This window comes from Pseudomonas sp. PGPPP4, assembly GCF_002256045.1.
In the GTDB taxonomy this organism is placed as follows: Bacteria; Pseudomonadota; Gammaproteobacteria; order Pseudomonadales; family Pseudomonadaceae; genus Chryseomonas; species Chryseomonas oryzihabitans.
In genome coordinates, this window is sequence record NZ_NKID01000004.1 from 320792 (window position 1) to 345953 (window position 25162).

The window sequence follows — 25162 nt, forward strand, 5'->3', positions numbered from 1 at the left end:
TCTAGTAGAGATCGCGACGGTAGCGCTGTTCGTCGATCAGCCGCTGGACCTCGGCCTCGCCGAGCAGCGCCTGCAGGGTGGCCTGGACGCTACGCCCCAGGCCCGGCAGGCTGCCGCAGACCATGATCACGGCATCGGCCGCCAGCCAGTCCAGCAGCAGTTCGCGCTGCACCCGCAGGCGGTCCTGCACATAGCCGTCGCCGTCCCGCGAGAACACCCGGTCCAGCCGTTCCAGCTCGCCCCGCGCCTGCCAGGCATCCAGCTCCGCCCCATAGAAATCGTCGTGGGCCGCCGTGCGTTCGCCAAACAGCAGCCAGTTGCGCCGGTACCCGGCGGCGATACGGGTAGCCAGCAGCGGGCGCACCCCGGCCAGACCAGTACCGGCAGCGATCAGCACTAGCGGGCGCTGGTCCAGCGGCGGTCTGAAGCCCGGATGGGCGCGGAGTCGCGCCGGCACCGCATCGCCCGGCCGCAGCCCTGTGGTCAGCCAGCCGGAGGCGATGCCCAGACTACCGTCCGCCTTGCGCTGCTGGCGCACCAGCAATCGCAGTGCGCCTTCATCGGGTAGCGAGGCGATGGAGTACTGGCGCACGGCGAGTGGCATCAGAGCGTCGAGCAGCGCCTGGGCGTCCAGGCCCGTCAGCGCGGTCTGGTCTTTCGGCAACAGACGGGTGTCCAGGGCTGCGGCGAGGGTCTGGCTGATGCCGTCGCCTACCACCACGCTGTCCGTGGCCAGCCCCAGGGGCGACAACCAGGCCGCTACGCGTTCGGCGCCCTGGTGCGGCGCGATCTCGAGGATATCGCCAGGTGCCCAGCTGCTCCCGGGCGGCGGCAACAGCTGCAACTCGAAGACCGCGCCACCGGGGCTGCCGACATTGAGCGGCTGCACCGCTACCAGCGGCCAGGCCTGCAGCGGCCGCTCGACCGCTGGCGCGGCGGCCACGGCGCCCAGGGTCTGGAGCCGACCCTGCCAGACCGCGAGCGCCCGAGCGTCGCCATTGTCCACCTCCACCGGGGCGAACAGCGACCGGGCGCCCTGCCCGGCGAGCCAGGCATCCAGCCGCCGGGCAAAGGCGCAATAGGCCGGATAGCGCCGATCGCCCAGGGCCAGCACCCCATAGCTCAGACTTGGCAGCGTCGCCGCCTGGGTCAGCATGCGCCGCTCGAAGCCGCGCGCGGCATCCGGTGCCTCGCCGTCGCCGTGGGTGGCGACGACGAACAGTGCCCGGGTGGCCCGTTGCAGCCGCTCGACCGAGAGCCGCCCCAGCGCTGTCACCTCGGCGCTCAGCCCCGCCGCCTGCAACTGGCCAGCGGCCTGCCAGGCCAGCGCCTCGCCCTGGCCGCTCTGGCTGGCATAGCCGATCAGCCAGTCGGCGGCGCCCGGCGTGGCCGGCAGCAGGCCGCGCCGGGCCTGGTGCGCCTGGCGACGCTTGCGGCGGCGGTCCAGATAGAGCCAGAGGCCGGTCACCATGAACAGCGGCATGGCCAGGCTGGCGAGCGCCAGGGCCACCCGTCCGGTCAGACCGAAATACTCGCCCGAATGCAGCGCATAGACACTGAGCAGCAGCCGAGCGCCGAGCGGCTGTTCGCTGTAGCGGCGGTGATCGAGCACCCGTCCCGCGCCATCGAAGACGATGCGATTGAGGGCACGGACATGCTCGGCCTCGTCGGGCAGGTACCAGAGGGTCGGCTGACTGACCTTGCGCGCCGGATTGGGCAGCAGCAGGCCATAGCCCTCGACCTGTCCGCCGGTCTCCTGCCGAAAGCTCTGCCAGAGCGCATCCAGGTCCACATCCTGGCGCGCCACCACGCCGCTGATCCGCGACTCCGGCGCCGCCCCCAGCAATCGCTCGCTGGCCTGGCGATACCAGTCATAGGACCAATACAGACCGGTCAGCGCCGCCAGCAGATAGAGCAGCAGGCACCAGGTGCCGACCACGGCGTGCAGGTCCCAGTGGAAACTGCGCCCCCGACGCGCCCAGTCGAGGGTCAGCCAGGTGCGCCAGCGCCCTGCCTGGCGCGGCCAGCGCAGATAGAGGCCGGACAGGCAGAGCACCAGCAGGATCAGGGTGGCGGCCCCGGTCAGGGCCTTGCCTACCGGTCCCAGGGCCAGGGAGCGGTGCAGGTCCAGGACCAGGCGAAAGAACGCCTGGCCGCGCGGCGCCTTCAGCACCTCGCCGGTGTAGCGATCGAACAGCAGCACCTCGCCACGGCCCTGGCCGCTCGCCGGCGCCAGGCCGAGCAGGCCGTAGCCCTCCCCCGCCATGCTAGAGACGAAGCTCAGCTCCCGGTCCGGCGGCACGAGGCGCTGCCGCACTTCCGGCAGTGTCAGCGGACGCTGGTCCGGCGTCGCGGCGGTCGGCGGCGGATTGAGCAGTTCCAGCAACTCCAGCTGAAAGCTATAGAGCGCCCCCGTCACCCCCAGCACCACCAGCACCAGCCCCGCCGCCAGCCCGAGCAGGCTGTGCAGCTGGAACAGACTCGCGCGGATCAGGGCTGGGCCCACAGCCGCAGGAGGTTGTGATAGACACCGGTCAGCTGCAGGCAGGCCTCGTGGCCCTGCCCCAGCTCGGCCGCCGCCCGCTGGATACCCTGGTCGAGTTCGAACAGCTGGCCGCGCTGGCCGGCATCGCGCACCAGGCTCTGGATCCAGAAAAAGGAACACAGCCGGGTACCGCGGGTGACCGGCAGCACCCGGTGCAGGCTACTGGCCGGATAGAGGATCAGATCGCCCGCCGCCAGCTTGACGCTGTGGGCGCCATAGGTGTCTTCCACCACCAGCTCGCCACCGTCGTATTCGTCCGGCTCGGAGAAGAACAGCGTGGCCGACAGATCGGTGCGCAGGTAGCCGCTGCCATCCGGTAGCGGCCGCAGGGCATTGTCCACGTGCAGGCCAAAGGACTGGCCGCCCTGGTAGCGATTGAACAGCGGCGGAAACACCCGTGCCGGCAGCGCCGCGGCGACGAACAGCGGATGCCGTGCCAGCGCCTGCTGGATCAGCTCGCCCACCGCGCGCGCCGCCGGCTCGTCCGCCGGCAGCTGCAGATTGTCCTTGGCCATGGCCGACTGAAAACCGGCCGTGTGCCGGCCATCGGCCCAGGCGGCCGCCTCCAGCCGCTCCCGGCATTCCCTTACCTGCTCGGGCGTCAGCACGCCCGGAACGCTGATCATCATGGTGATTCCCCTCTAACGCCGAAAGCCCTGCGCAGGCAGGGCTTCGGTTGCTGCAGGCGACCTCAGAAGCTGTAGGTCGCGGTCAGGATGGCGGAACGGGCATCGCCGTATTCGATGGCCGACGACCGGGTGCTTACGCCCAGTTGCGAACGCACCCGCTCCACATAGTCCTTGTCGAAGACGTTGTTGACGTTGAGCTGCAGGTCGACGTTGCGATTGACGCGATAGCCGACCATGGCGTTGTGCAGCCAGTAGTCGTCGAGCTTGGCGCCGTCGTTGCTGGAGGTGACGTTGCGCTCGCTGACATAGCGGGCACCATAGCCCACCCGCCAGCCGGCCGGCAGCTCGTAGGTGGTCCAGAGATTGAGCGAACGCGGCGGGGTGTTGGCCAGCGCCTGGCCTTCGCGATTGCGACCGTCCAGGGTATCGGCGGCCTTGAGCGTCTCGCTGTCGAGGAAGGTGAAGTTGGCGTAGACGTTCCACTGCGGGGTGATCCGCCCGGTGGCGCCCAGCTCGATGCCCTGCACGCGCTGCTTGCCGGCCAGGGCGGTGCTGCCGTCGGCCAGGGTCTCCCGCGCATTGCTCTTCTCGACGCGGAACAGTGCGCCGTCCAGCTCCAGGCGCTTGTCGAGGAATTCCCACTTGGTGCCCAGCTCCCAGGTCTTGTTCTTTTCCGGACCCAGATCCTGGTTGGCCGCGCTCAGCCCGGCGCCGGTGGAGGTCAGGCTTTCCGCCGAGGGATTGAAGGAGGTGCCATAGGCCACGTAGACCCGACCGTTCGGAGCCGGCTTGAACACCAGGCCGGCGCGCCCGCTCAACTTGGCGTCATCCGAACTCAGCTTGGTCTTGGCGCCGCGCACGCCGTTGGCGACCGGGGTGGTGTCGCTGTCGCCGTCGAACCAGTCGTAGCGCAGGCCCAGGTTCAGATCCCAGTAGTCGTTGAGGGCAATGGTGTCGAAGGCATAGAGCGCCTTGTCGGTCAGCACGTTGTTGGCGATGGCCGAGGTCTGCTTGTTGGTCGCGCCGTCATAGCGCTCCGGCGGCGCGGCCAGGGAATAGCCGGCGGCCGGGAAGGTCAGGCCATAGCTGTAGGTGTCGCGGTCGTAATCCTCGCGGGAGAACTCGGCGCCCAGCACGAAGGAATGGCCCAGGCCAAAGGTTTCGACATTGCCGGTGAGGTTGGTCTGGTTGATCCACATCTCCGAGGTCACGTCGCGGCCATAGCCCTGGGGACCGGCCGGGCGATAGCGACCCGCGGCCACGCCACCCAGGTTGACGTGGGACGCCGAGATCACCACGTCGCGCTCGATGCGGCTGTAGCGGGTCAGGTTCTGCAGACTCAGGTTGTCGTTGAAGCGATGCTCCAGCTCCACGGTGAAGACATTGTTGTCTATGTCTTCCTTGTCGATGTTCTTGAAGCCGAAATAGGCATCGCGATCCACCCCGCCCAGGCGCTTGCCGTTGAGCGCCGGCACCCCGTAGTCGGGCTGGTTGTTGTCGGTCTGGTGGAAGTAGCTCAGGGTCAGGCGGGTGTCGTCCGACAGACCCAGGGCCAGCGACGGCGCGATGCCCCAGCGCTCGCGATCGATCTGGTCGCGGCCGGGCACGTCGTTCTCGTGGGCCATCAGATTCAGGCGGAAGGCGCTGTCGTTGCCCACGCCCTGCAGCGGCTGGTTGGTGTCCAGGGTCAGGCGGCGATAGCTGTCGGTGCCCAGGCCCGCGCCGATGCGGGTGAACTGGCGCTCCTGGGGCTTCTTGCTGATCAGGTTGATGGAGCCACCGGTGGTGCCGGCGCCGCCGAACACCGAGTTGGGGCCCTTGATGACCTCGACCGATTCCAGGTTGAAGGTGTCGGTGCGGTTGGTCTGGGTGCTGTCGCGCAGGCCATCGATCTGGATGTTCGAATTGGCACTGAAGCCGCGGATGTTGATGCTGTCGCCGGAGCCACCACCGCCCTCGCCGGCGTTGAAGGTGATGCCGGATACGTTGGACAGCACCGATCTCAAGCTCAAGGCCTGCTGGTCCTGGATGACCTGTGCGGGCACCACGGTCACGGTCTGCGGGGTGTCCAGCAGAGGCGCGGTGTACTTGCGCGAGGCGGACTGCTCAGCCTTGAAGCCTTCCTGCTGCGCCTGACCTTCGATGGTCAGACTTTCCAATCGGGTCACCGGCTCCTTGGCGTCTTGGGCCTGCGCCCCGAGGGACAGCGAAGCGACGGCGACACTGAAGGTAGAAACCAGCAAACGGCGCTGGGACAGCGAGGACATTTCCTTGGACATGATGGCGGGCCGCCTCCTTATGTGAATGCGGCGCGATTCTATTTGCAAACGATTATCAAATCCATAGCGAATGTAAACTATTCTTAACAATCCTGGTAAATAGCCTGACAAACCGCTTTTCGCCAGGCATGAAAAAGCCCGCGTCCCTGACGGGACGCGGGCTCGACTACCGCGGGAAGACCTTAGAGGTAGAAGGCCTTCAGCGGCGGGAAGCCATTGAATTCCACCGCGCTGTAGCTGGTGGTGTAGGCACCGGTGGACAGCCAGTACAGGCGGTCACCACTGGCCAGGTTCAGCGGCAGGCCGTACTTGTAGTGCTCGTACATGATGTCGGCGCTGTCGCAGGTCGGCCCGGCGATGACGACTTCTTCCATCTCGCCCTTCTTCTCGGTCCAGATCGGGAACTTGATGGATTCATCCATGGTTTCGATCAGGCCGGAGAACTTGCCCACGTCGGTGTAGACCCAGCGCTCGACGGCGGTACGCGACTTGCGCGCCACCAGCACCACTTCGCTGACCAGGATGCCGGCGTTGGAGATCAGCGAACGGCCCGGCTCCAGGATGATTTCCGGCAGTTCGTCGCCGAAGTCTTCCTTGAGGAAGCGGATGATCTCCTCGGCATAGGTCTCCAGGCTGTTGGTGCGCTGGATGTAGTTGGCCGGGAAGCCACCGCCCATGTTGATCATCTTCAGGGTGATGCCGTCTTCTTCCTTGAGGCGCTGGAAGATCACCTTGACCTTGGCGATGGCGGCGTCCCAGACGTCGATGTCGCGCTGCTGGCTGCCGACGTGGAAGGAGATGCCATAGGGCTCCAGGCCCAGCTGGCGGGCCAGGATCAGCAGGTCCAGGGCCATGTCGGGCTGGCAGCCGAACTTGCGCGACAGCGGCCAGTCGGCGGAGTTGGAGCCTTCGGTGAGGATCCGCACATAGATGCGCGAGCCCGGGGCAGCCTTGGCGATATTGCGCAGGTCGGCCTCGGAGTCGGTGGCGAACATGCGCACGCCCTTCTCGTAGAAGTAGCGGATGTCCTTGGACTTCTTGATGGTGTTGCCGTAGCTGATGCGCTCCGGCTCGACCCCGGTGGACAGCACCTTGTCCAGCTCGTAGATGGAGGCGATGTCGAAGTTCGAGCCCTTGTCGCGCAGCAACTCGGTGATCTCGATGGCCGGGTTGGCCTTAACCGCGTAATAGATCTTGGCGAACGGGAAATTGCCAACGAGATCGTCATAGGCCCGGCCGATGGTGGCGGTGTCGATGACGACGAAGGGGGTTTCCTGCTGGTCGGCGAAGGCCTTCATCTTCTGAAAGGTTTCGCGAGAATAGTAATCTTCGACCTTGATGGACATGCGTCGGACTCCCGATGGGCAGAACAAATTGAAGGAGGGGGTGTTCTGAACGCCTAATCCGTTTCCCCACTTTGGTTCGCCTACTTCCCAAGGCACATCGCCGAAAGCAAAAAGGTCAACGCGTACTAGCGTTGACCTCGCTGTCTCGTCGTCGGTACTTGAGCCGGATGGATCGTTTCCAGCATGGACGTTCGGGCGCGAACTTTAGGGCCAGACGCCTCAGAGATCAATGTTAAATCCATGATCTTTACCGAACGGTGACGCCTGCGGACTCACCCCTCTCCTGCAACCGACCGGAGCGAGCGCCGAGATGTTCCTGGGGGGCGATGACAGGAGGTTTCCGCGCGGGGAATCAAGAGGCCGAACAGCGCAGCCATTGGGCTTTGACGGTGGCGCTGGGCGATCGCAGCCATGGCACCGTAGCGTGGAAAGAGGCGCAGCCTTTTCCACTGAGCTTTCGGTGCCTAAGCGCGCCCTCACCCCAGCCCTCTCCCAAGGGGAGAGGGGGCCGTCCGAACGACTATCTGGCCCCGTCAGCACCGTAGCGTGGAAAACGGCGCAGCCTTTTCCACTGAGACTTTCGGTGCCGAGACGTGCCCTCACTCCAGCTCTCTCCCAAGGGGAGAGGGGCCGTCCGAACGACCCTCTGGCCTCGTCAGCACCGTAGCGTGGAAAACGGCGCAGCCTTTTCCACTGAGGCCTTGGCTGCAGTGACACCCTTACCCCAGCCCTCTCCCAGGGGAGAGGGGAGCATCTGAGCGACTCTGGACCAATCGAACTGGGGCTCATCGCCTTTCGTAGGTTGGGTTGAGCGCAGCGAAGCCCAACAGGCCCAACCCCAACCCTTACCGGAACGGCGGCTCGTCGAAGCTGCGCAGCTTACGCGAGTGCAGGGAGTCGAGCTGAGTGCGCAGCTGGTCCAGGGCGGCGATGCCGATCGCCAGGTGCTGGCTCACCGCGCGGGCATAGAAGGCGTTGGCCGAGCCCGGCAGCTTGATCTCGCTGTGCAGCGGCTTGTCGGAGACGCACAGCAGGGTGCCGTAGGGCACCCGCAGGCGATAGCCCTGGGCGGCGATGGTGCCGCTTTCCATGTCCACCGCCACGGCGCGCGCCAGGTTGATCAGCGGGCGTTCCTGGGCCCAGCGCAGCTCCCAGTTGCGGTCGTCGTAGGTCAGCACGGTGCCGGTGCGCAGGCGGCGCTTGAGCGCCTCGCCGCGTTCGCCGGTGACGCTGGCGGCGGCTTCCTGCAACGCCACCTGCACCTCGGCCAGCGCCGGGATGGGGATGTGCGGCGGCACCACGCGGTCGAGGATGCCGTCGCGTCTCATGTAGGCGTGGGCCAGCACGTAGTCGCCGATGGTCTGCGACTGCCGCAGGCCGCCACAGTGGCCGATCATCAGCCAGCAGTGCGGACGCAGCACCGCCAGGTGGTCGGTGATGTTCTTGGCGTTGGACGGGCCGACGCCGATGTTGACCAGGGTGACACCATGGCCGTCACCGGCGATCAGGTGGTAGGCCGGCATCTGGAAGCGGTGCCAGGCGATGGCGGCGATGACCGCCTGGGCCTCGGTGGGGTCCATGTCGCGTTCGATGACGACGTTGCCCGGCAGCACCAGGCGCTCGAAGCGCGGATCGTTGCGCAGCTGTTCCAGGCCATGCTGGATGAACTGGTCGACATAGCGATGGTAGTTGGTCAGCAGGATCCAGGGCTGCACGTGGCGCCAGTCGCTGCCGGTGTAGTGGACGATGCGACGCAGCGAGAAGTCGGTGCGGGCGGCATCGAACAGCGCCAGCGGCAGCGGATCGATGCGCTCCCAGTCGTAGTGGCCGTCGGCGATGTCGTCGTGGGCGGCGGAGAGATCGGTGCTGGGAAAGACCCGCGCCAGCTCGGCGGCGGTCACGCCACTGCCGGCCAGTTCGTCGCCCTGCTCCACCACATAGGGATAGGGGATGTCCTGGCGACTGCGACCGATCTCGACCTGGACGTCATAGTCGCGCATCAGGGGTTCGAGCTGTTCCAGCAGATAGCCGCGAAAGGCCGCCGGATGGGTCACGGTGGCCACATAGGTGCCGGGCAGCTGGATCTTGGCGTAGGCGCGGGTGGTGGCCGGCGGCACGCCGGGGGCGCGATAGCGGATGCGGATCTCGGGATAGCGGAACAGCTCGCGCTCGGCCGCGCTGGGCTCGACGCGATCCTTGAGATAGCGTTTGAGGGCGGCATCCAGGGCCTGGGTGGCCTCGTCGTGCAGCGCCGCGAGACGGTCGACCGCCTCGCTGGCCGTGGCAACGGCGGTGAAATCCTCGGGTACGGAGGTCATGCAGGTTTCCTTGTTGGGACGCAGGCTATAGCTGACACCCTAACACCCCTGCATGACAACGGCCTCCCCCCGCTAAAGCGTCTTTTCCCCCTGGGCGTGCTGCTCCCACAGGCGTCGATAGTGGCCATCGGGCCGCTGCAGCAAGGCCTCGTGACTGCCCTCCTCCACCTTGCGGCCATCACGCAGCACCAGGATGCGATCGGCGTGGCGGATGGTGGACAGTCGATGCGCCACCACGATCAGGGTGACCTGGCCGCGCAACTCGTCCAGCGCCCCCTGCAGCCGCGCCTCGGTGGCGCTGTCGATGCTGGCGGTGGCCTCGTCGAGCAGCAGCACCTTGGGTTCGCGCAGCAGCGCCCGCGCCAGCGCCAAGAGCTGCCGCTCGCCCGTGGACAGGGTGAAGCCGCGCTCGCCCAGCAGGGTATCCAGGCCCTCCGGCAGACGCGCCACCAGGTCGTCCAGGTGGGCGGCGGCCAGGGCCTCGCGCAGCCGCGCATCCGGCACCTGGCTGCCCAGCAGGAGGTTGTCCCTCAGGCTGCTGGAGCGGATGAAGGGCTCCTGGGGCACGCTGGCCAGGGCCGCGCCCAGCACCTCCGGGGTCAGGCTGCCCAGTTCACGGCCGTCCAGGCAGAGGTGGCCGCCGGTTACCGGCTGCAGCCCGGCGAGCAGGTCGAGCAGGGTCGACTTGCCGCTGCCGGTGGGCCCGACGATGCCGAGAAAGGTGCCCGGCGGGATGTCCAGGTCGATGCCGTGCAGGGTGTCGTGCCCGGCGCCGGCATGGCGGAAGCGCACGGCGTCGAGGTAGAAGTGCGCGGTCGCGATGGGGCGGTCGTCTTCGCCGCTCAGCGCCGGTTTTTCTTCCAAGAGGTGCAGCAACCGGGTGCCGGCCACGGTGGCCTGCTGGAACAGGTTGAATCTCTGGGTGATGTCCATCAGCGGCTCGGTCACCCGGCCCAGATAGGTGACGAAGGCATAGAGCACGCCGATCTCGGCGCCGCCCTGCAGATGGCCCATCCCGTAGACCAGCAGCAGCACTGCCAGCACCGCCACGCTGACCAGGTCCAGCGCCGAACGCAGCAAGAGCCCGGAGACGCGGATGGTGCGCATGCGGGCGCCGTACTGGGCCTGGTTGAGGCGCTGGAAATCCTGGCGGAAGCGCTCGGTCTGGTTGAAGGCCTGCAACAGGCCCATGCCGCCGATGGCCTCGCCCAGGCGGGCGCTCTGCTCGGCGCGCAGCATCCGCACCTTCATGGCCGCCGCCCCGCTGTATCGCTGATAGGCCCAGACGATCAGCATGGCCGCCGGGATCAGCAGCACGGCGATGGCCATCAGGCGCACGTCGAGCAGGGCCATGGCCACCAGGATGCCGATCAGCAGCACGATGTTGCCGACCATGTTGCCGAGAAAGGCCACATAGAGTTCACGCAGGGCGTCGGTGTCGTTGGTGACCCGCGCCACCAGTTCGCCGGTGGCGGTGCGGTCGTGGAAGCTCTGCGGCAGGCTCAGCACGTGGCGGAACAGCCGGCGCCGCTGCAGGAGCACTACGTCCATGGCGATCTCGGCGAATCTGAGCGATTGCAGGTAGCGACCGTAGGCGGCCAGGCCCTGGGAGACCACATAGGCCGCCACCAGGCCCACCAGTGGCCAGAGCCGCAGGTCGTGGGGCACCAGGTAGTTGTCCAGGTAGTGCTTGGTCAGCCAGGGTCCCAGGACATCGAACAGGGTAGCCATGACCAGGATCGCCAGGGTGCCGGCCAGCTTGCGCGGATTGGCCAGTACCGGCTTGAGCAGCAGCGAGAGCACGCGCGTCCTGGTCATTGGCTGGCCTCCTCCGCCTGCTGCAGCGTCCAGAGCCGGGCATAGAGGCCACCGGCGGCGAGCAGCTCGGCGTGCCGGCCCCGCTCCACCAGGCTGCCCTGGTCGAGCACGATGATCTCATCGGCCTGCTGCACGGCGGAGAGCCGGTGGCTGACGATCAGGGTGGTACGCCCCTGCAGCCCGGCCAGGGTCTTCAGCAGGCGGGCTTCGGTGGCGGTATCCACCGCCGAGAGGGTGTCGTCCAGCAGCAGGATGGGCGCCGGCGAGAGCAGCGCCCGGGCCAGGGCCACCCGCTGGCGCTGGCCACCGGAAAGGGTCAGGCCGCGCTCGCCCACCGGGGTATCCAGCCCTTGCGGCAAGGCCGCCAGGTCGCTGCCGAAGGCGGCGGCGTCCAGGGCCTCGCGGATCTCTCCGGCGGTGGCGTCGGGGCGACTGAGGGCGACGTTCTCGCCCAGGGTGCGGGCGAACAGGAAGGGATCCTGGGGCACATAGGCGAATTGGGCGCGCAGATCGCCCAATCGATATTCCTCCAACGGCACCCCGCCCAGGCGGATGCAGCCCTGCTCCAGCGGAAACTGGCGCAAGAGCAGGCGCAGCAGGGTGCTCTTGCCACTGCCGGTGGCGCCGACGATGCCCAGGGTGTCGCCGGTGGGCAGGTCGATGACCACGTCCTGCAAGGCCGGCTGACGCGCCTGGGGATAGGTGAAGGCCGGGATGTAGACCGACAGATCGGCCTGGTCCGGCGGCGTCTGGGTGCCCTCGTCACGGATGCGCTCGGTGACGGCGAACACCTCTTCCAGCCGGCGCGCTCCGGCTTCGCCGCGCTGCAAGAGGTTGAAGCACCAGCCGATGGCGAACATCGGCCAGATCAGCTGCACCAGATAGAGGCTGAAGCTGGTCAGCTGGCCGAGGGTGATATGGCCGTCGAGATAGCGCCAGCTGCCCATGACCAGGGTCAGCAGGGTGGCGAGACTCAGGGCGACGAAGATGATCGGCTCGTAGCGGGCTTCGGTGCGCTGCACCTGGTAGTCGGCCTTGGCCACGCTGCGGGCGCGGGCATCGAAGTCGTCCAGCTCGGCTTCGATCAGGGCGTGCTGGCGCAGCATGCGCAGGCCGCTCAGGGCTTCCTGGGTGCGATCGTTGAGGGCGGAAAAGCCGGCCAGCGCTAGGCCGAAGCGCTGCTGCACCCGCCGCGCCACGCGATAGAAGCCCCAGGCCATGAAGGGAAAGGGCAACAGCGCCAGGGCGGCCAGGGGCGCGTCGATGCCGATGAACATGGCCAGCAGCACCAGCAGCAGGGTCAGCATGCCGTCGAAACTGGCCAGCACCCCTTCGCCGGCGGCGGTCTCCACGGCGTCGATGTCCTGGGTCGCGCGGGCCAGCAGGTCACCGGTGCGACTGGACTGGAAGAACCCGGGGTCCAGCCGCGCCAGCTTGGCGAAGAAGGCGTCGCGCAATTCCACCCCCACCTGGTAGGAGGTGCCGAACAGCCGCACCCGCCACTGATAGCGGAGCACATAGAGGCCACAGCCGACCGCCACGATCAGGGCGACGCGCCAGAGCAGCCCGGTCTGATCCAGCTCGCCGGCGCGCAGGGCGTCGATGGCCTTGCCGATCCACCAGGGCAGGGTCAGGTTGAGCAGACCGACGCCCAGCAGGCAGAGGATGGCAGTCCCGTAGGCACGCCGTTGGCGCAGGAAGAAATCACGCAACAACCGCCACAACGCCATAGAACCGCCTTACCCGAGCAAAGGTGCAGTATATCGGCTACCCAACCGGCAGCGGAGTTCCTTCGTCCCGATCCGGGTCCCATGTCAACGGGTGGCGCGGGGCGCAAGGTCGTTGTAGGGTGCCACTCCCTGCGGCGCCCGGCCGCTGCGCCCCTTTTTCCTTTGCTAGGCTGACGTCCATGACCCTCGAACCCCAACGTCCCGTCGTCCTCTGCCTGTCCGGCCACGATCCGAGTGGCGGTGCCGGCCTGCAGGCCGACATCGAAGCCCTGCTCGCCCAGGGTTGCCATGCCGCCCCGGCGGTCACTGCCCTGACCGTGCAGGACACCGTCGACGTGCGCGACTTCCGGGTGCTGGATCGCGAGTGGGTGCTGGCCCAGGCCCGGGCGATCATCGCCGACCTGCCGGTGGCGGCGGTCAAGCTGGGCATGCTCGGTTCGGTGGAGATGGTCGAGACGGTGCTGGAGATCATGGAATCCCTGCCCGGCGTACCCCTGGTCTGCGATCCGGTGCTGCGCGCCGGTGGCGGCGGCGCCCTGGGCAAGGACGAGGTCGGCTATGCCATCCGCGAACGGCTGCTGCCGCGCGCCACCATCGCCACCCCCAACCTGCCCGAGGCACGCATCCTCGCCGAGTTGCCCGAAGGCACCCCGGAGCAGTGCGCCGAGCGCCTGCTGCCCTTCTGCGCCCACCTGCTGATCACCGGCGGCCATGGCGAGGAACACGAGGTGCACAACCGCCTCTATGACCGTGCCGGTGGCTGCGAGACCCACGTCTGCCAGCGCCTGCCTGGCAGCTACCATGGCTCCGGCTGCACCCTGGCCAGTACCCTGGCCGGGCGCCTGGCTCTAGGCGAAGCCCTGCCCAGCGCGGTGCGCAGCGCCCTGGACTACACCTGGCGTACCCTGAGGGACGCCGAACGCCCCGGCCGTGGTCAGTACGTGCCGCGCCGCCTGCCGCTGGACTTCTGCTCATGAGCGATCTGCATGGGCTCTACGCCATCACCGACAGCGCCTTGCTCGCCGACGGTCGCCTGCTGCCCTACGTCGAAGCCGCCCTACAGGGCGGTGCCCGCCTGGTGCAGTACCGCGACAAGTCAGGGGACGCCAATCGTCGCCACGACGAAGCCGCCGCCCTGGCCGACCTCTGCCGGCAGCACGGCGCTACTCTGATCATCAATGACGACCTGGCCCTGGCCCGCGCCCTGGGCGTCGGCCTGCACCTGGGCCAGGAAGACGGTTCCCTGGCCAGCGCCCGTGCCGAGCTGGGCGCGGATGCTGTCCTCGGCGGTACCTGCCACGCCAGCCTGGAGTTGGCCGAAGCCGCCGCCCAGGCCGGCGCCAGTTACCTGGCCTTCGGTCGCTTCTTCGCCTCCAGTACCAAACCCGATGCCCCACCGGCGCCCCTCGACCTGCTCGGCCAGGCACGCAGCCGTTTCGCCCTGCCACTGTGCGCCATCGGCGGTGTCACCCTGGACAACGCCCCGCTTCTGCTCGACCACGGCGTCGATCTGCTCGCCGTCGTCCACAGCCTGTTTTCCGCCGCCAGCGCGGGCGAGGTGGAGCGCCGTGCGCGCGCCTTCGCCCAGCTGTTCGCGGCCTGATCCCATTCAAGGAGACCCCTATGTCCCGCTCCGCGCAACTCTTCGACCAGGCCCAGCGCCACATCCCCGGCGGCGTCAACTCGCCGGTCCGCGCCTTCAAGAGCGTCGGCGGCACGCCGCTGTTCTTCAAGCACGCCCAGGGCGCCTACATCGTCGACGAGGATGACAAGCGCTATGTCGACTACGTCGGCTCCTGGGGTCCGATGATCCTCGGCCACAGCCATCCGGACGTGCTCGACGCCGTGCGCCGCCAGCTGGAACACGGCCTCTCCTATGGCGCGCCGACCGCCCTGGAAACCACCATGGCCGACCTCATCTGCGAGCTCGTGCCGTCCATGGAAATGGTGCGCATGGTCAGCTCCGGCACCGAAGCCACCATGAGCGCCATCCGCCTGGCGCGCGGCTACACCGGGCGCGACACCATCATCAAGTTCGAGGGCTGCTACCACGGCCACTCCGACAGCCTGCTGGTCAAGGCCGGCTCCGGCGCCCTGACCCTGGGCGTGCCCAGCTCGCCTGGCGTGCCGGCGGCCTTCGCCCAGCACACCCTGACCCTGGCCTATAACGACCTGGGCGAAGTGGCAGAAACCCTGGCCAAGGTCGGCGACCAGATCGCCTGCATCATCGTCGAGCCGGTGGCCGGCAACATGAATTGCGTACCGCCCGCACCGGGCTTTCTGGAAGGACTGCGCCGCCTCTGCGACCAGTACGGCGTGGTGCTGATCTTCGATGAGGTCATGACCGGCTTCCGCGTCGCCCTGGGTGGCGCCCAGGCGCACTACGGCATCCGCCCCGACCTTACCACCTTCGGCAAGATCGTCGGCGGCGGCATGCCGGTGGGCTGCTTTGGTGGCAAGCGCGAGATCATGGAAAAGATCGCCCCGCTCGGCCCGGTCTACCAGGCGGGCACCCTGTCGGGCAATCCGCTGGCCATGGCCGCCGGCCTCACCACCCTGCAACTGATCCGCCGTCCCGGCTTCCATGCCGAGCTCACCGACTACACCACGCGGATGCTGCAGGGCCTGCAGGACCGCGCCGATGCCGCCGGCGTGCCCTTCGTCACCACCCAGGCGGGCGGCATGTTCGGGCTCTACTTCAGCGGCGCCGAAGACATCGTCACCTTCAGCGATGTCATGGCCAGCGACAGCGAGAGATTCAAGCGCTTCTTCCACCTGATGCTGGACGGTGGCGTCTACCTGGCACCCAGCGCCTTCGAGGCCGGCTTCACCTCCATCGCCCATGGCGACGAGGAATTGCGCATCACCCTGGATGCTGCCGAGCGCGCCTTCGCCACCTTCAAGGACTAGGTGTCATTCGTCTCGCTTGCGGAACCTCTCTGCCACGCCGGCCTCACACCTAGTTGAGTGGCCGGCGTCACAGGTAAAAAAGTTCCGCCGTTGCGCGTAAAGGTTTTGAAAGCGTGCGTCGGCTTGACCCATAATGAGATGTCGGCGCGTTTCGCCGACCGGGTTCTCCGAACCTGCCTCGCTTGTGGAGGCGCTTCATGCACCGCGCTGGTCGTACCCTGTGCGCAGCCCTAATCCTGATGCCCCTGGTCGCCCTGGCCGGAGGCAATTCGCTGCTCGTCCCCAGCACCAGCCGTTGCAACCTGAATCTGGCCAACGAAGCCCTGGCGCAGGCGATCGCCCGCTGCCAGCAGATCGCCCACGACGGTGACTCCCAGGCGCAGTACGAACTCGGTGACTTCTACTACGAAGGCAAGCAGACGCCCAAGGACCTGAACCAGGCGCGTCAGTGGTTCGAGCAGGCCTCGCTCAAGGGCAATGCCGATGCGCAGAATCGCCTCGGCAACATGTTCTTTCGTGGCGAGGGCGTACCGCCCAACAATATCCAGGCCTACATCGTGCTGAAGATGGCCGCCATCAATGGCAACGACGAAGCCATGGACACCGCCGACCTGGTCAGCGCCCAGATGCGCCGGGACGAGCTGGAGATGGCCACCCAGGTGCTGGGGCAGATCTTCCGCGACTATCTGCAGGACATGCAGACCGCGGGCAACCTCAATCCCTTCCAGCCGCCGCAGAACTGACTGCGAGCCCGGTCAGGGCTTGTCGGGCATGGGCATGGGAAACGGCATGACATTGGTGCCGCCCTTGGCTTCGCTGATCTTGGGCTGGCCCAGGCGCTCCACCTCGTCGATGCGGATGATCGAGTGCATGGGCACGAAGCTGCGCACCACGCCTTCGAATTGCGCCTTGAGCTTTTCCTCGCTCGGATCCACCACCACCTGGGTGCGTTCGCCGAACACCAGCTCCTCGATCTCCAGGAAGCCCCAGAGATCGCTCTGGAATATCTGCTTGGCGTAGATCTCGAAGACCTGACCCTGGTTGACGAAGATGACCTTGTAGATGGCCGGCTTGCTGGGGGATGAGCTCATGGTGGACGCGGGGTTCGCCGAGAAAAAAGGGGGCGGCGAGCATAGCATGTCGTCCCCGGCTGCCGTCAGGGCTCGCCCGGGGTTTCCAGCCAGGCCCGCTCGGCCACCAGGGCCGTCACCCAGTCGATGAAGACCCGCAACTTGGCGCTGACGTGACGGTTGGGCGCGAAGGCCAGATACAGCGGCATGGGGGTCACCCGCCAGTCCGCGAACAGCCTGACCAGTTCGCCACGGGCGACCGGCTCCGCCGCCAGATAGTGCGGCAGGCAGACCACGCCGAGCCCGGCCTGCCCCGCCGCCAGGCAGGCATTGCCGTCGTCCACCTCCAGACGGTGCCGGCTCTGCAACTCCAGGCGCTCGTCCCCGCGCCGCAGGGCATAGGGAAAGCCCTTGCCCGCCCCCCAGAGGAACCGCACCACCCGGTGCGGCGCCTCGGCCAGTTCGGCGGGATGAAGCGGCACACCCTGGGCGGCGAGATAGGCCGGCGCGGCATAGCACCCCAGTTGCAGCGCCCCGAGCGGTCGGGCCACCAGATACTGCTCGCGGATGCGCCCGCCGCGGATCACGCAATCGACGTTGTCGCCGATCAGATCCACCTGGCGATCGCTGACGCCCAGTTCGAGCTGGATGTCCGGATAGCGCTGGAAGAAGTCCGGCAGGGCCGGGATCAGGATCAGCCGCGCCAACGGACTGGGCACGTCTGCCCGCAGGCGGCCACGGGGCGTGCGGGTGGCCACCGACAGCCCCGTCTCGGCATCGTCCACCGCCGCCAGCACGCCCAGGCAGCGGTCGTAGTAGGCGGCGCCGTCGGCGGTGACCTGCACCTGCCGGGTGGTGCGATTGAGCAGGCGCACCTGCAGGTGCGCTTCCAGCTGCTGCACCTGCTGGGTGACGCGGGTGCGGCTGCTGCCGAGGGTCTCGGCCGCGCGGGTGAAGCTGCCCGCTTCCACCACCCGCACGAAGGTCTGCATCGCGGCGAACAGATCCATGCCGATTCCTCACCAGGAGATTGTTTGGATTGTACAAACAATGCTGACCGCCAGGCCGGGTTTATCCCCTGGCGGGCGACGCCTAAGGTGGCCCCATCCATCCCTACCGGAGCCCCACCATGACCCGCGACGTCGTCTTTCCCGCCCAGCGCCACGCCCTCTACGAACAGCACCGCTATTCGCCGGCCATCCGTTCCAACGGCTTTCTCTTCGTGTCCGGGCAGGTCGGCAGCCGCGCCGATGGCTCGCCCGAGCCGGAGCTGGAAGATCAGGTCCGCCTGGCCTTCGCCAATCTCGACGCCGTCCTCAACGCGGCCGGCGCTTCCTTCGCCGACGTGGTGGACGTCACCCTGTTCATGGTCGATGCCGAAGCCAGCTTCGAACGCATCTGGCCGGTGCTGTTGGAGCACTGGGGCACGGCGCCCTACCCCACGGTGACTGCGGTCGGCGCCACCTGGCTGGCCGGCTTTCGCTTCGAGATCAAGGTCATCGCCCGGTTGCCGGAGGGCGCTGCCCAGGCCTAGACCGACCGCCTTCCGGGCGGCTCTTCCCCGTCCGGAAGGCCATCATTATAATGCGCGGTCCACTCGCCACCGACTCCCTGCCGCGCATGTCCAAGAAGCTCTATATCGAAACCCATGGCTGCCAGATGAACGAATACGATTCGTCGCGCATGGTCGACCTGCTCGGCGAGCGCGAGCCCCTGGAAGTCACCCAGAATCCGGCCGAGGCCGATGTCATCCTGCTCAACACCTGCTCGATCCGCGAGAAGGCGCAGGAAAAGGTGTTCTCCCAGCTCGGGCGCTGGCGCGAACTCAAGCTGGAGAAGCCCGACCTGGTGATCGGCGTCGGCGGCTGCGTGGCCAGCCAGGAAGGCGCCGCCATCCGTGACCGCGCACCCTATGTCGACGTGGTCTTCGGTCCCCAGACCCTGCATCGCCTGCCGGAGATGATCGACGCCGCGCGCACTACCCGGGCGCCCCAGGTGGACATTTCCTTCCCCGAGATCGAGAAGTTCGACCGTCTGCCCGAGCCGCGCATCGACGGTCCCAGTGCCTTCGTCTCCATCATGGAAGGCTGCAGCAAGTACTGCACCTTCTGCGTGGTGCCCTACACCCGTGGCGAGGAAGTCAGCCGGCCACTGGATGACGTCCTCGCCGAGATCATCCACCTCGCCGAGCACGGCGTGCGTGAGGTGACCCTGCTGGGCCAGAACGTCAACGGCTATCGCGGCGCCACCGGCGACGGCCGCATCGCCGACTTCGCCGAGCTGCTCTATGTGGTGGCAGCGGTGGATGGCATCGACCGCATCCGCTACACCACCTCGCACCCGCTGGAATTCTCCGACGCCCTGATCCAGGCCCACGCCGAGATCCCGGAGCTGGTGAAATTCGTCCACCTGCCGGTGCAGGCCGGCTCGGATCGCATCCTGGCCGCCATGAAGCGCAACCACACGGCGCTGGAATACAAGTCGCGCATCCGCAAGCTCAAGGCCGCGGTGCCCGACATCTGCATCAGCTCGGACTTCATCGTCGGCTTCCCCGGCGAGACCGAGAAGGACTTCGAGCAGACCATGAAGCTGATCGAGGACGTCGGTTTCGACTTCTCCTTCTCCTTCATCTACAGCGCCCGTCCCGGCACCCCGGCGGCGGACCTGGTCGACGACACCCCCGACGAGATCAAGAAGCAGCGCCTGCAGATCCTGCAGACGCGCATCCACCAGCAGGGCTTCGAGATCAGCCGGCGCATGGCCGGCAGCGTCCAGACCATCCTGGTCAGCGACTTCTCCAAGCGCGACCCAGGCATGCTGCAGGGCCGCACCGAGAACAACCGCATCGTCAACTTCCGTTGCAGCGACGCCAGCCTGATCGGCCAGTTCGTCCAGGTACACATCGACGAAGCCCTGCCGCATTCCCTCCGCGGCACCCTGCTGAGCCCCGTCGCCAACGGTGCCCGCCCGCCGGTCGCCGTCGCGCTGGCCTGATGGATGGTCGCACGCGCCCTTTGCCAAGGGCGCGACGCGAGTTACTCTCCAGTCAAGCAACGTCAAGTTTTCGTAAAGCCATCCAAAGGGTCCCCTAGCTCACCTTGAATACCCCCCAGACGCTCCAGCACTTCACCCTCGAACCCTTCGATGCCGACCGTTTCGCCAACCTGTGCGGCCAGCTCGATGAAAATCTGCGTCAGATCGAAGGCCGTCTCGGCATCGAGATCCGCAACCGCGGCAACCAGTTCGAACTGGTCGGCGACCCCGAGCGCACTCGCGCCGCCCAGAACCTCCTGCAGCGCCTCTATCGCGAGACCGCCAGCGGTACGGGCGTGGCCCCGGAACTGGTGCACCTCTATCTGCAGGAATCCGGCCTGGAAGCCCTGCAGCAAGAGCACCGTGGCGGCGATACCAGCGTGGCCCTGCGCACCAAGAAGGGCATGATCCGGCCGCGTGGTGCCAACCAGCAGCGCTACGTCAAATCGATCCTCGACCACGACATCAACTTCGGCATAGGCCCGGCCGGTACCGGCAAGACCTACCTCGCCGTGGCCTGCGCCGTGGACGCCCTGGAGCGCGAGCAGATCCGCCGTATCCTACTGGTGCGTCCGGCGGTGGAAGCCGGCGAGAAGCTCGGTTTCCTGCCCGGCGACCTGGCGCAGAAGATCGATCCCTACCTGCGCCCGCTGTACGACGCCCTCTACGAGATGCTCGGCTTCGAGCAGGTGGCCAAGCTCATCGAGCGCCAGGTCATCGAGGTCGCGCCGCTGGCCTATATGCGTGGCCGCACCCTCAACAATAGCTTCATCATTCTCGACGAAAGTCAGAACACCACCCTCGAGCAGATGAAGATGTTCCTCACCCGTATCGGTTTCGGCTCCACCGCCGTGATCACCGGTGACGTCACCCAGGTCGACCTGCCGCGCGGCACCAAGTCGGGCCTCAAGCACGTCATCGAAGTGCTGCGCGACGTACCCGGCATCGGCTTCACCCACTTCGAGTCCAAGGACGTGGTGCGCCACCCGCTGGTGCAGCGCATCGTCGAGGCCTACGATCGCTTCGAGGCGCTGCAGGCCCAGCCGCGTGGCAACGGAGAAGATCGCCATGGCGATTGAATTGGACGTCCAGGTCGCCAGCGAGGCGGCCGACCTCCCCGAGGAGCCGGACTTACGCCGCTGGTGCGAACTGGCCCTGCGCGCCCGCCAGGGTGATTCGGAACTCACCATCCGCCTGGTGGACGAAGACGAAGGCCGCGAGCTGAACCGCACCTGGCGGCACAAGGACTACGCCACCAACGTGCTGTCCTTCCCGGCCGACGTGCCGGACGAATTTCTCGATATCCCCCTGCTCGGCGATCTGGTGATCTGCGCCCCCGTGGTGGCCCGCGAGGCCGCCGAGCAAGGCAAGCCTGCCGCCGCGCACTGGGCGCACCTGGTCATCCACGGCTGTCTGCACCTGCTCGGCTACGATCATCTGGAAGATGACGAAGCCGAGGAGATGGAAGAACTGGAACGCCAATTGCTCGCAGAACTGGGCTACCCCGATCCCTACGGTGAATGACACACACATGAACGAAGATCGATCAGGCACTGGGCATCGTTCCTGGCTGGAACGCATCGTCCAGGCCTTTGCCCATGAACCCAAGAGCCGCCAGGAACTGCTGGAACTGCTGCGCGAAGCCCACGAGAACAAGGTGCTCGACAGCGAGGCGCTGTCCATCGTCGAGGGCGCCATCTCGGTGGCCGACCTGCAGGTGCGCGACATCATGGTGCCGCGCTCGCAGATCATCAGCATCCGAGCCCACCAGACCCCGGCGGAATTCCTGCCGGCAGTGATCGAGGCCGCCCACTCCCGCTATCCGGTGATCGGCGACGGCCCCGACGACGTCCTCGGCCTGCTGCTGGCCAAGGACCTGTTGCCGCTGCTACTGGACCAGGAGCGGACCTTCGACCTCAGGGCGGTGCTGCGTCCGGCCACCTTCGTCCCCGAATCCAAGCGCCTCAATGTGCTGCTGCGGGAATTCCGTTCGACCCACAGCCACATGGCCATCGTGGTGGACGAATACGGCGGCGTGGCCGGCCTGGTGACCATCGAGGACGTGCTGGAGCAGATCGTCGGTGAGATTGAGGACGAACACGACGTGGAGGAAGAGAGCTTTATCAAGTCGTTGCCCAATGGCGACTTCGTGGTCAAGGCACTCACCCCCATCGAGACCCTCAACGAAACCCTCGACACCCGTTTCGCCGACCCCGAGGCCGATACCGCGGGCGGCCTGGTGATGAATCGCCTGGGCCACCTGCCCAAGCGCAACGAAGAAACGGTGATCGACGACTTCCGCTTCCGCGTGCTCAACGCCGACGGCCGCCGCATCCACCTGCTGCGAGTCACCCCGGTCAACCGCTAGGGCCTTTACCCCCTCTCCCTCCGGGAGAGGGCTGGGGTGAGGGCCAAGCGCTCTGTCTATCAATCGCGGCCATGGGCCGCTCCTACGGGGTATCCGGCTTCTGTAGGAGCGGCCCATGGCCGCGATCAGCTCTACCCTCGCCCTCCCCTAGCCAGCTATGACCCAGCTCACTCTCCCGCACACGCCTTTGGCACTCCTCCGCGCTGACGAGTAAGCTTGCGCAGCCTCGATCGGACCAAGGATTTTCGATGCGCTGGATCTCTCAACCCGGCTGGAAGGGCAACCTTCTGGCGCTCTTCGCCGGTGCCCTCACGCCCCTGGCGCTGGCCCCCTTCAACATCTGGCCGCTGGCGCTGCTGTCCGCGGGCCTGTTCTACCTGGGCCTCAAGGGCCTCGGTGCCTGGCGCGCCCTCTTGCGCGGCTGGTGCTATGGCTTCGGCGCCTTTCTCGCCGGCACCAGCTGGATCTACGTCAGCATCCACACCTACGGCGCCGCGCCGGTACCCCTGGCGCTGTTTCTCACCGTGGGCTTCTGCGCCGGCATCGCCCTGTTCTTCGCCCTACCCGCCGCGCTCTGGGCGCTGTGCCTGAGACGCAACCAGGCCCCGCTGGGCGACGCCCTCACCTTCGCCGGCCTCTGGTTCGCCCTGGAACTGTTCCGCAGCTGGGCACTGACCGGCTTTCCCTGGCTGCTGCTCGGCTACAGCCAGCTCAACGGCCCCCTGCAGGGCCTGGCGCCGCTGGGTGGCGTCTGGCTGATCTCCGCCGCGCTGGCCTTTACCGCGGCGCTGCTGGTCAACGCCCCGCGCCTGATCATGCGGCCGCTCGCCCTGGTTGCTGGCCTGGTGCTGATGGCCCTGCCCTGGGTGGCCGGCGATGTCTTCAAGGGCCAGGTCTGGACGCAACCCGCCGGCGCGCCGCTCAAGGTCGCCGGGGTCCAGGGCAACATCGCCCAGGAACTCAAGTGGAATCCCGACCACGCCCGCGCCACCCTGGCGCTGTATCGCGACCGCACCGCCGAGCAGACCGATGCCGACCTGGTGGTCTGGCCGGAAAACGCCATTCCCGTGCTGCGCGAATACGTCAGTGACTTCCTCGCCGCCGAAGGCGCCCAGGTGGCGGCCCATGGCGGCGCCCTGGTGACCGGCCTGCCCGCGCGGGAACGCGACGCCGACGGCGATTCGCGCTACTTCAACAGCATCACCGCGGTCGGCAACGGCTCGGGCACCTACTACAAGCAGAAGCTGGTGCCCTTTGGCGAATACGTGCCGCTGCAGGACTATCTGCGCGGCCTGATCGGCTTCTTCGACCTGCCCATGTCCGACTTCGTCCGCGGTCCCGAGCAGCAGGAGCCGCTGCTGGTGAAGGGCTATCGGGTGGCGCCCTACATCTGCTACGAGGTGGTCTATCCGGAATTCGTCGCCAGCATGGCGGCCCAGAGTCAGCTGCTGCTCACCATCAGCAACGACACCTGGTTCGGCAAGTCCATCGGTCCGCAGCAGCACCTGCAGATGGCGCAGATGCGCGCCCTGGAAAGCGGGCGCTGGCTGGTGCGGGTCACCAACGACGGCATCACCGCCCTGGTCGATCCCTTCGGTCGCATCAGCCGGCAGATCCCGGCCTTCGAGGTCGGCGTGCTGCAGGGCACCGTGGTGCCCATGGACGGCCTGACGCCCTATCTGCACTACCGCCTCTGGCCGCTGGCGATCTTTTCCGCCCTGGTGCTGCTGTGGGGCCTGGCGCTGCGTCGGCAGGATCGTCCGGAAGAGGCGCCGCTGGTAGTCACCCAGAGCTAGTTCAAAGTCTAGCGAGCTAGAGTCAAACAAGGCGAAAATGGCTGAGGAAGCGGAATTTACAAACGTAAATGAGCATTTCGAAGCCATTTTCAACGCCGTTTGGCCGACGCGCAGCAGACTTTGAACAGCTCTCAGCGATAGGCGAGCGGATAGAGCAATAGCCCGGCGGCTTCGTTGAGCAACTGGGCGGTCTGCTCGACCGCCTTGGCTTCCGGTAGCCAGCCACCGAAGGGCCGGGCATTGGCGACGCCGATGAAGCCCATGGGCGCGGCCACCACCGCGAAGCCCTGCCGCTCGAAACACCAGCGCGAACGGGCCATGTGATAGGCCTGGGTCACCAGCACCACCCGCTTCACCCCGGCCTCGCGCAGCAGCGGCGCACTCAGGGTGGCGTTTTCCCAGGTGGTGCGGCTGGCCCCCTCCTGCCAGCGCACCGGCACCCCCAGGTCGCGTTCCATCACCTCGGTCATCAGCGCCGCCTCGCTCAGCGGGCGGTCATGGGGCGAGCCGCCGGTGATCAGCACCGGCAGGCCGCTGGCCTTGGCCAGTCGCGCCGCATAGCGCAGCCGTTCCACCGCCAGGTGACTGGCGGCATCGCCCGCCCAGCCCGGATCGTCCACCTCGCGACCGGCGCCCAGCACCACGATCGCATCGGCCTGCTGCGCCAGCGTCGCCCAGCGCGCCTCGGGCAGCGCGGCATCGCGTTCCAGCAGGCGCCCGCCGGTCTCCACCACGACCGGCAGGGTGCTGGCCCAGAGCCCCAGCAGACCGCCCAGGAAGCAGACCAGCCCCAGGCGCGGATAGCGACGACGCAGCCACCAGCCCAGCAACAGGAGCAGCAGCAGGCCGCCCGGTGGCAGCAGCAGTTGCTTGAAGAAATAGCGCAGACCCATGGTCCCTCCGGTCGGGGGCGACCTCCGGGTCGCGGCGGCGCCTAGTGTAGGGGAGCGCCGACCGGGGCAGAAGGACTCTCGACCAGCAGTCGTCGGCCCTGACACCGCGGGCAGAAGGCACCCGCCGGCTGGACCCGGCCACAGCCCAGGCAGCAGGCCATGGCGGCGTCGGTCGCCTGATGGCGCGCCAGCCAGCGCTTGACCAGGGCGTATTCGGCCGGACTCAGGCCCTGCACCTCGACTTCCCCATCGGCCTTGTCATAGAGGCGCTCCTGGGTAGCCGCCTCATCCAGCGCCAGCGCCAGGCGCCGTTGCAGGCGCACGTCGACGGGCAGCTTTTCGGACTCGCGTCGAAACTTTCCCATGATGGCGATCATCCTCCCGAGTAATTGAACGGACGTTTGAACAGCCTAGTACGGCCCTTCCA

21 protein-coding genes are annotated in these 25162 nt (G+C 67.2%); 10 read left to right on the top strand and 11 right to left on the bottom strand.

What is annotated here, in order from left to right; genetic code table 11:
• Window position 1: 1 nt before the first annotated feature.
• The 7 genes from CFE50_RS09685 to CFE50_RS09715 all read right to left on the bottom strand — a co-directional run bounded on the left by CFE50_RS09685 (window position 2) and on the right by CFE50_RS09715 (window position 12665).
• On the bottom strand, window positions 2-2506 hold the full coding sequence (locus CFE50_RS09685) for a PepSY domain-containing protein (RefSeq protein ID WP_502694691.1): 2505 nt from the start codon (window positions 2504-2506) through the stop codon (window positions 2-4).
• A complete protein-coding gene (locus CFE50_RS09690; protein WP_044343107.1) occupies window positions 2491-3174 on the bottom strand; it encodes a Fe2+-dependent dioxygenase in 684 nt (227 codons plus the stop codon). Before CFE50_RS09690 ends, CFE50_RS09685 begins: the two co-directional genes overlap by 16 nt.
• A gap of 62 nt (window positions 3175-3236) precedes the next feature.
• Entirely contained in the window at window positions 3237-5453 is a 2217-nt protein-coding gene (locus CFE50_RS09695) for a TonB-dependent receptor (RefSeq protein WP_286733049.1), read from the bottom strand.
• 182 nt (window positions 5454-5635) lie between these two features.
• Window positions 5636-6799 (bottom strand): type III PLP-dependent enzyme, encoded by a 1164-nt coding sequence (locus tag CFE50_RS09700; RefSeq protein ID WP_286733052.1) that lies wholly within the window; start codon window positions 6797-6799, stop codon window positions 5636-5638.
• An 845-nt stretch (window positions 6800-7644) separates the two neighbouring features.
• Complete coding sequence (gene amn, locus CFE50_RS09705) at window positions 7645-9117, bottom strand: AMP nucleosidase (protein WP_286733055.1); 1473 nt, start codon at window positions 9115-9117, stop codon at window positions 7645-7647.
• Between the two features lie 72 nt (window positions 9118-9189).
• Window positions 9190-10935, bottom strand: coding sequence for an ABC transporter ATP-binding protein (locus tag CFE50_RS09710; RefSeq protein ID WP_286733058.1), 1746 nt, complete (start codon window positions 10933-10935; stop codon window positions 9190-9192).
• The gene (locus CFE50_RS09715; protein WP_286733060.1) at window positions 10932-12665 is read right to left on the bottom strand and encodes an ABC transporter ATP-binding protein; all 1734 of its coding nucleotides are present in this window, start codon (window positions 12663-12665) and stop codon (window positions 10932-10934) included. The genes CFE50_RS09710 and CFE50_RS09715 overlap by 4 nt, the downstream gene beginning before the upstream one ends.
• Window positions 12666-12844: 179 nt before the next feature.
• Here CFE50_RS09715 and CFE50_RS09720 point away from each other — a divergent pair, with 179 nt between their 5' ends.
• From CFE50_RS09720 to CFE50_RS09735, 4 genes are all read left to right on the top strand, one after another.
• The gene (locus CFE50_RS09720) at window positions 12845-13642 is read left to right on the top strand and encodes a hydroxymethylpyrimidine/phosphomethylpyrimidine kinase (protein ID WP_007159640.1); all 798 of its coding nucleotides are present in this window, start codon (window positions 12845-12847) and stop codon (window positions 13640-13642) included.
• Entirely contained in the window at window positions 13639-14268 is a 630-nt protein-coding gene (thiE, locus tag CFE50_RS09725) for a thiamine phosphate synthase (RefSeq protein WP_286733064.1), read from the top strand. Before CFE50_RS09720 ends, thiE begins: the two co-directional genes overlap by 4 nt.
• A 20-nt stretch (window positions 14269-14288) precedes the next feature.
• Window positions 14289-15575, top strand: coding sequence for a glutamate-1-semialdehyde 2,1-aminomutase (hemL, locus tag CFE50_RS09730; RefSeq protein WP_007159642.1), 1287 nt, complete (start codon window positions 14289-14291; stop codon window positions 15573-15575).
• A gap of 197 nt (window positions 15576-15772) precedes the next feature.
• Complete coding sequence (locus CFE50_RS09735; RefSeq protein WP_027597185.1) at window positions 15773-16318, top strand: tetratricopeptide repeat protein; 546 nt, start codon at window positions 15773-15775, stop codon at window positions 16316-16318.
• A gap of 12 nt (window positions 16319-16330) precedes the next feature.
• On the opposite strand, the gene CFE50_RS09740 is transcribed toward CFE50_RS09735, so the two are convergent.
• Complete coding sequence (locus CFE50_RS09740; protein WP_007159644.1) at window positions 16331-16666, bottom strand: DUF1820 family protein; 336 nt, start codon at window positions 16664-16666, stop codon at window positions 16331-16333.
• Between the two features lie 65 nt (window positions 16667-16731).
• Window positions 16732-17655 (bottom strand): LysR family transcriptional regulator, encoded by a 924-nt coding sequence (locus tag CFE50_RS09745; RefSeq protein ID WP_286733070.1) that lies wholly within the window; start codon window positions 17653-17655, stop codon window positions 16732-16734.
• A gap of 119 nt (window positions 17656-17774) precedes the next feature.
• On the opposite strand from CFE50_RS09745, the gene CFE50_RS09750 reads away from it, so the two are divergent.
• The 6 genes from CFE50_RS09750 (at window position 17775) to lnt (ending at window position 23842) form a co-directional block, all read left to right on the top strand.
• Window positions 17775-18179: a RidA family protein gene (locus CFE50_RS09750; protein WP_077171804.1), complete on the top strand. Its 405-nt coding sequence runs from the start codon at window positions 17775-17777 to the stop codon at window positions 18177-18179.
• An 86-nt stretch (window positions 18180-18265) separates the two neighbouring features.
• Entirely contained in the window at window positions 18266-19639 is a 1374-nt protein-coding gene (gene miaB, locus CFE50_RS09755; protein WP_286733358.1) for a tRNA (N6-isopentenyl adenosine(37)-C2)-methylthiotransferase MiaB, read from the top strand.
• Between the two features lie 104 nt (window positions 19640-19743).
• Window positions 19744-20757 (top strand): PhoH family protein, encoded by a 1014-nt coding sequence (locus CFE50_RS09760; RefSeq protein WP_286733074.1) that lies wholly within the window; start codon window positions 19744-19746, stop codon window positions 20755-20757.
• A complete protein-coding gene (ybeY, locus tag CFE50_RS09765) occupies window positions 20747-21202 on the top strand; it encodes an rRNA maturation RNase YbeY (RefSeq protein ID WP_286733077.1) in 456 nt (151 codons plus the stop codon). Before CFE50_RS09760 ends, ybeY begins: the two co-directional genes overlap by 11 nt.
• A 7-nt stretch (window positions 21203-21209) precedes the next feature.
• The gene (locus tag CFE50_RS09770; RefSeq protein WP_286733079.1) at window positions 21210-22046 is read left to right on the top strand and encodes a CorC family transporter; all 837 of its coding nucleotides are present in this window, start codon (window positions 21210-21212) and stop codon (window positions 22044-22046) included.
• A 248-nt stretch (window positions 22047-22294) separates the two neighbouring features.
• Complete coding sequence (gene lnt, locus CFE50_RS09775) at window positions 22295-23842, top strand: apolipoprotein N-acyltransferase (RefSeq protein WP_286733081.1); 1548 nt, start codon at window positions 22295-22297, stop codon at window positions 23840-23842.
• A 131-nt stretch (window positions 23843-23973) separates the two neighbouring features.
• Here the strand turns inward: lnt and CFE50_RS09780 are convergent, their stop codons facing one another.
• Window positions 23974-24735, bottom strand: a complete 762-nt coding sequence (locus CFE50_RS09780; RefSeq protein WP_007159652.1) for a YdcF family protein — start codon at window positions 24733-24735, stop codon at window positions 23974-23976.
• A 41-nt stretch (window positions 24736-24776) separates the two neighbouring features.
• Window positions 24777-25100: a hypothetical protein gene (locus CFE50_RS09785; RefSeq protein ID WP_237709531.1), complete on the bottom strand. Its 324-nt coding sequence runs from the start codon at window positions 25098-25100 to the stop codon at window positions 24777-24779.
• Window positions 25101-25162: the final 62 nt, after the last annotated feature.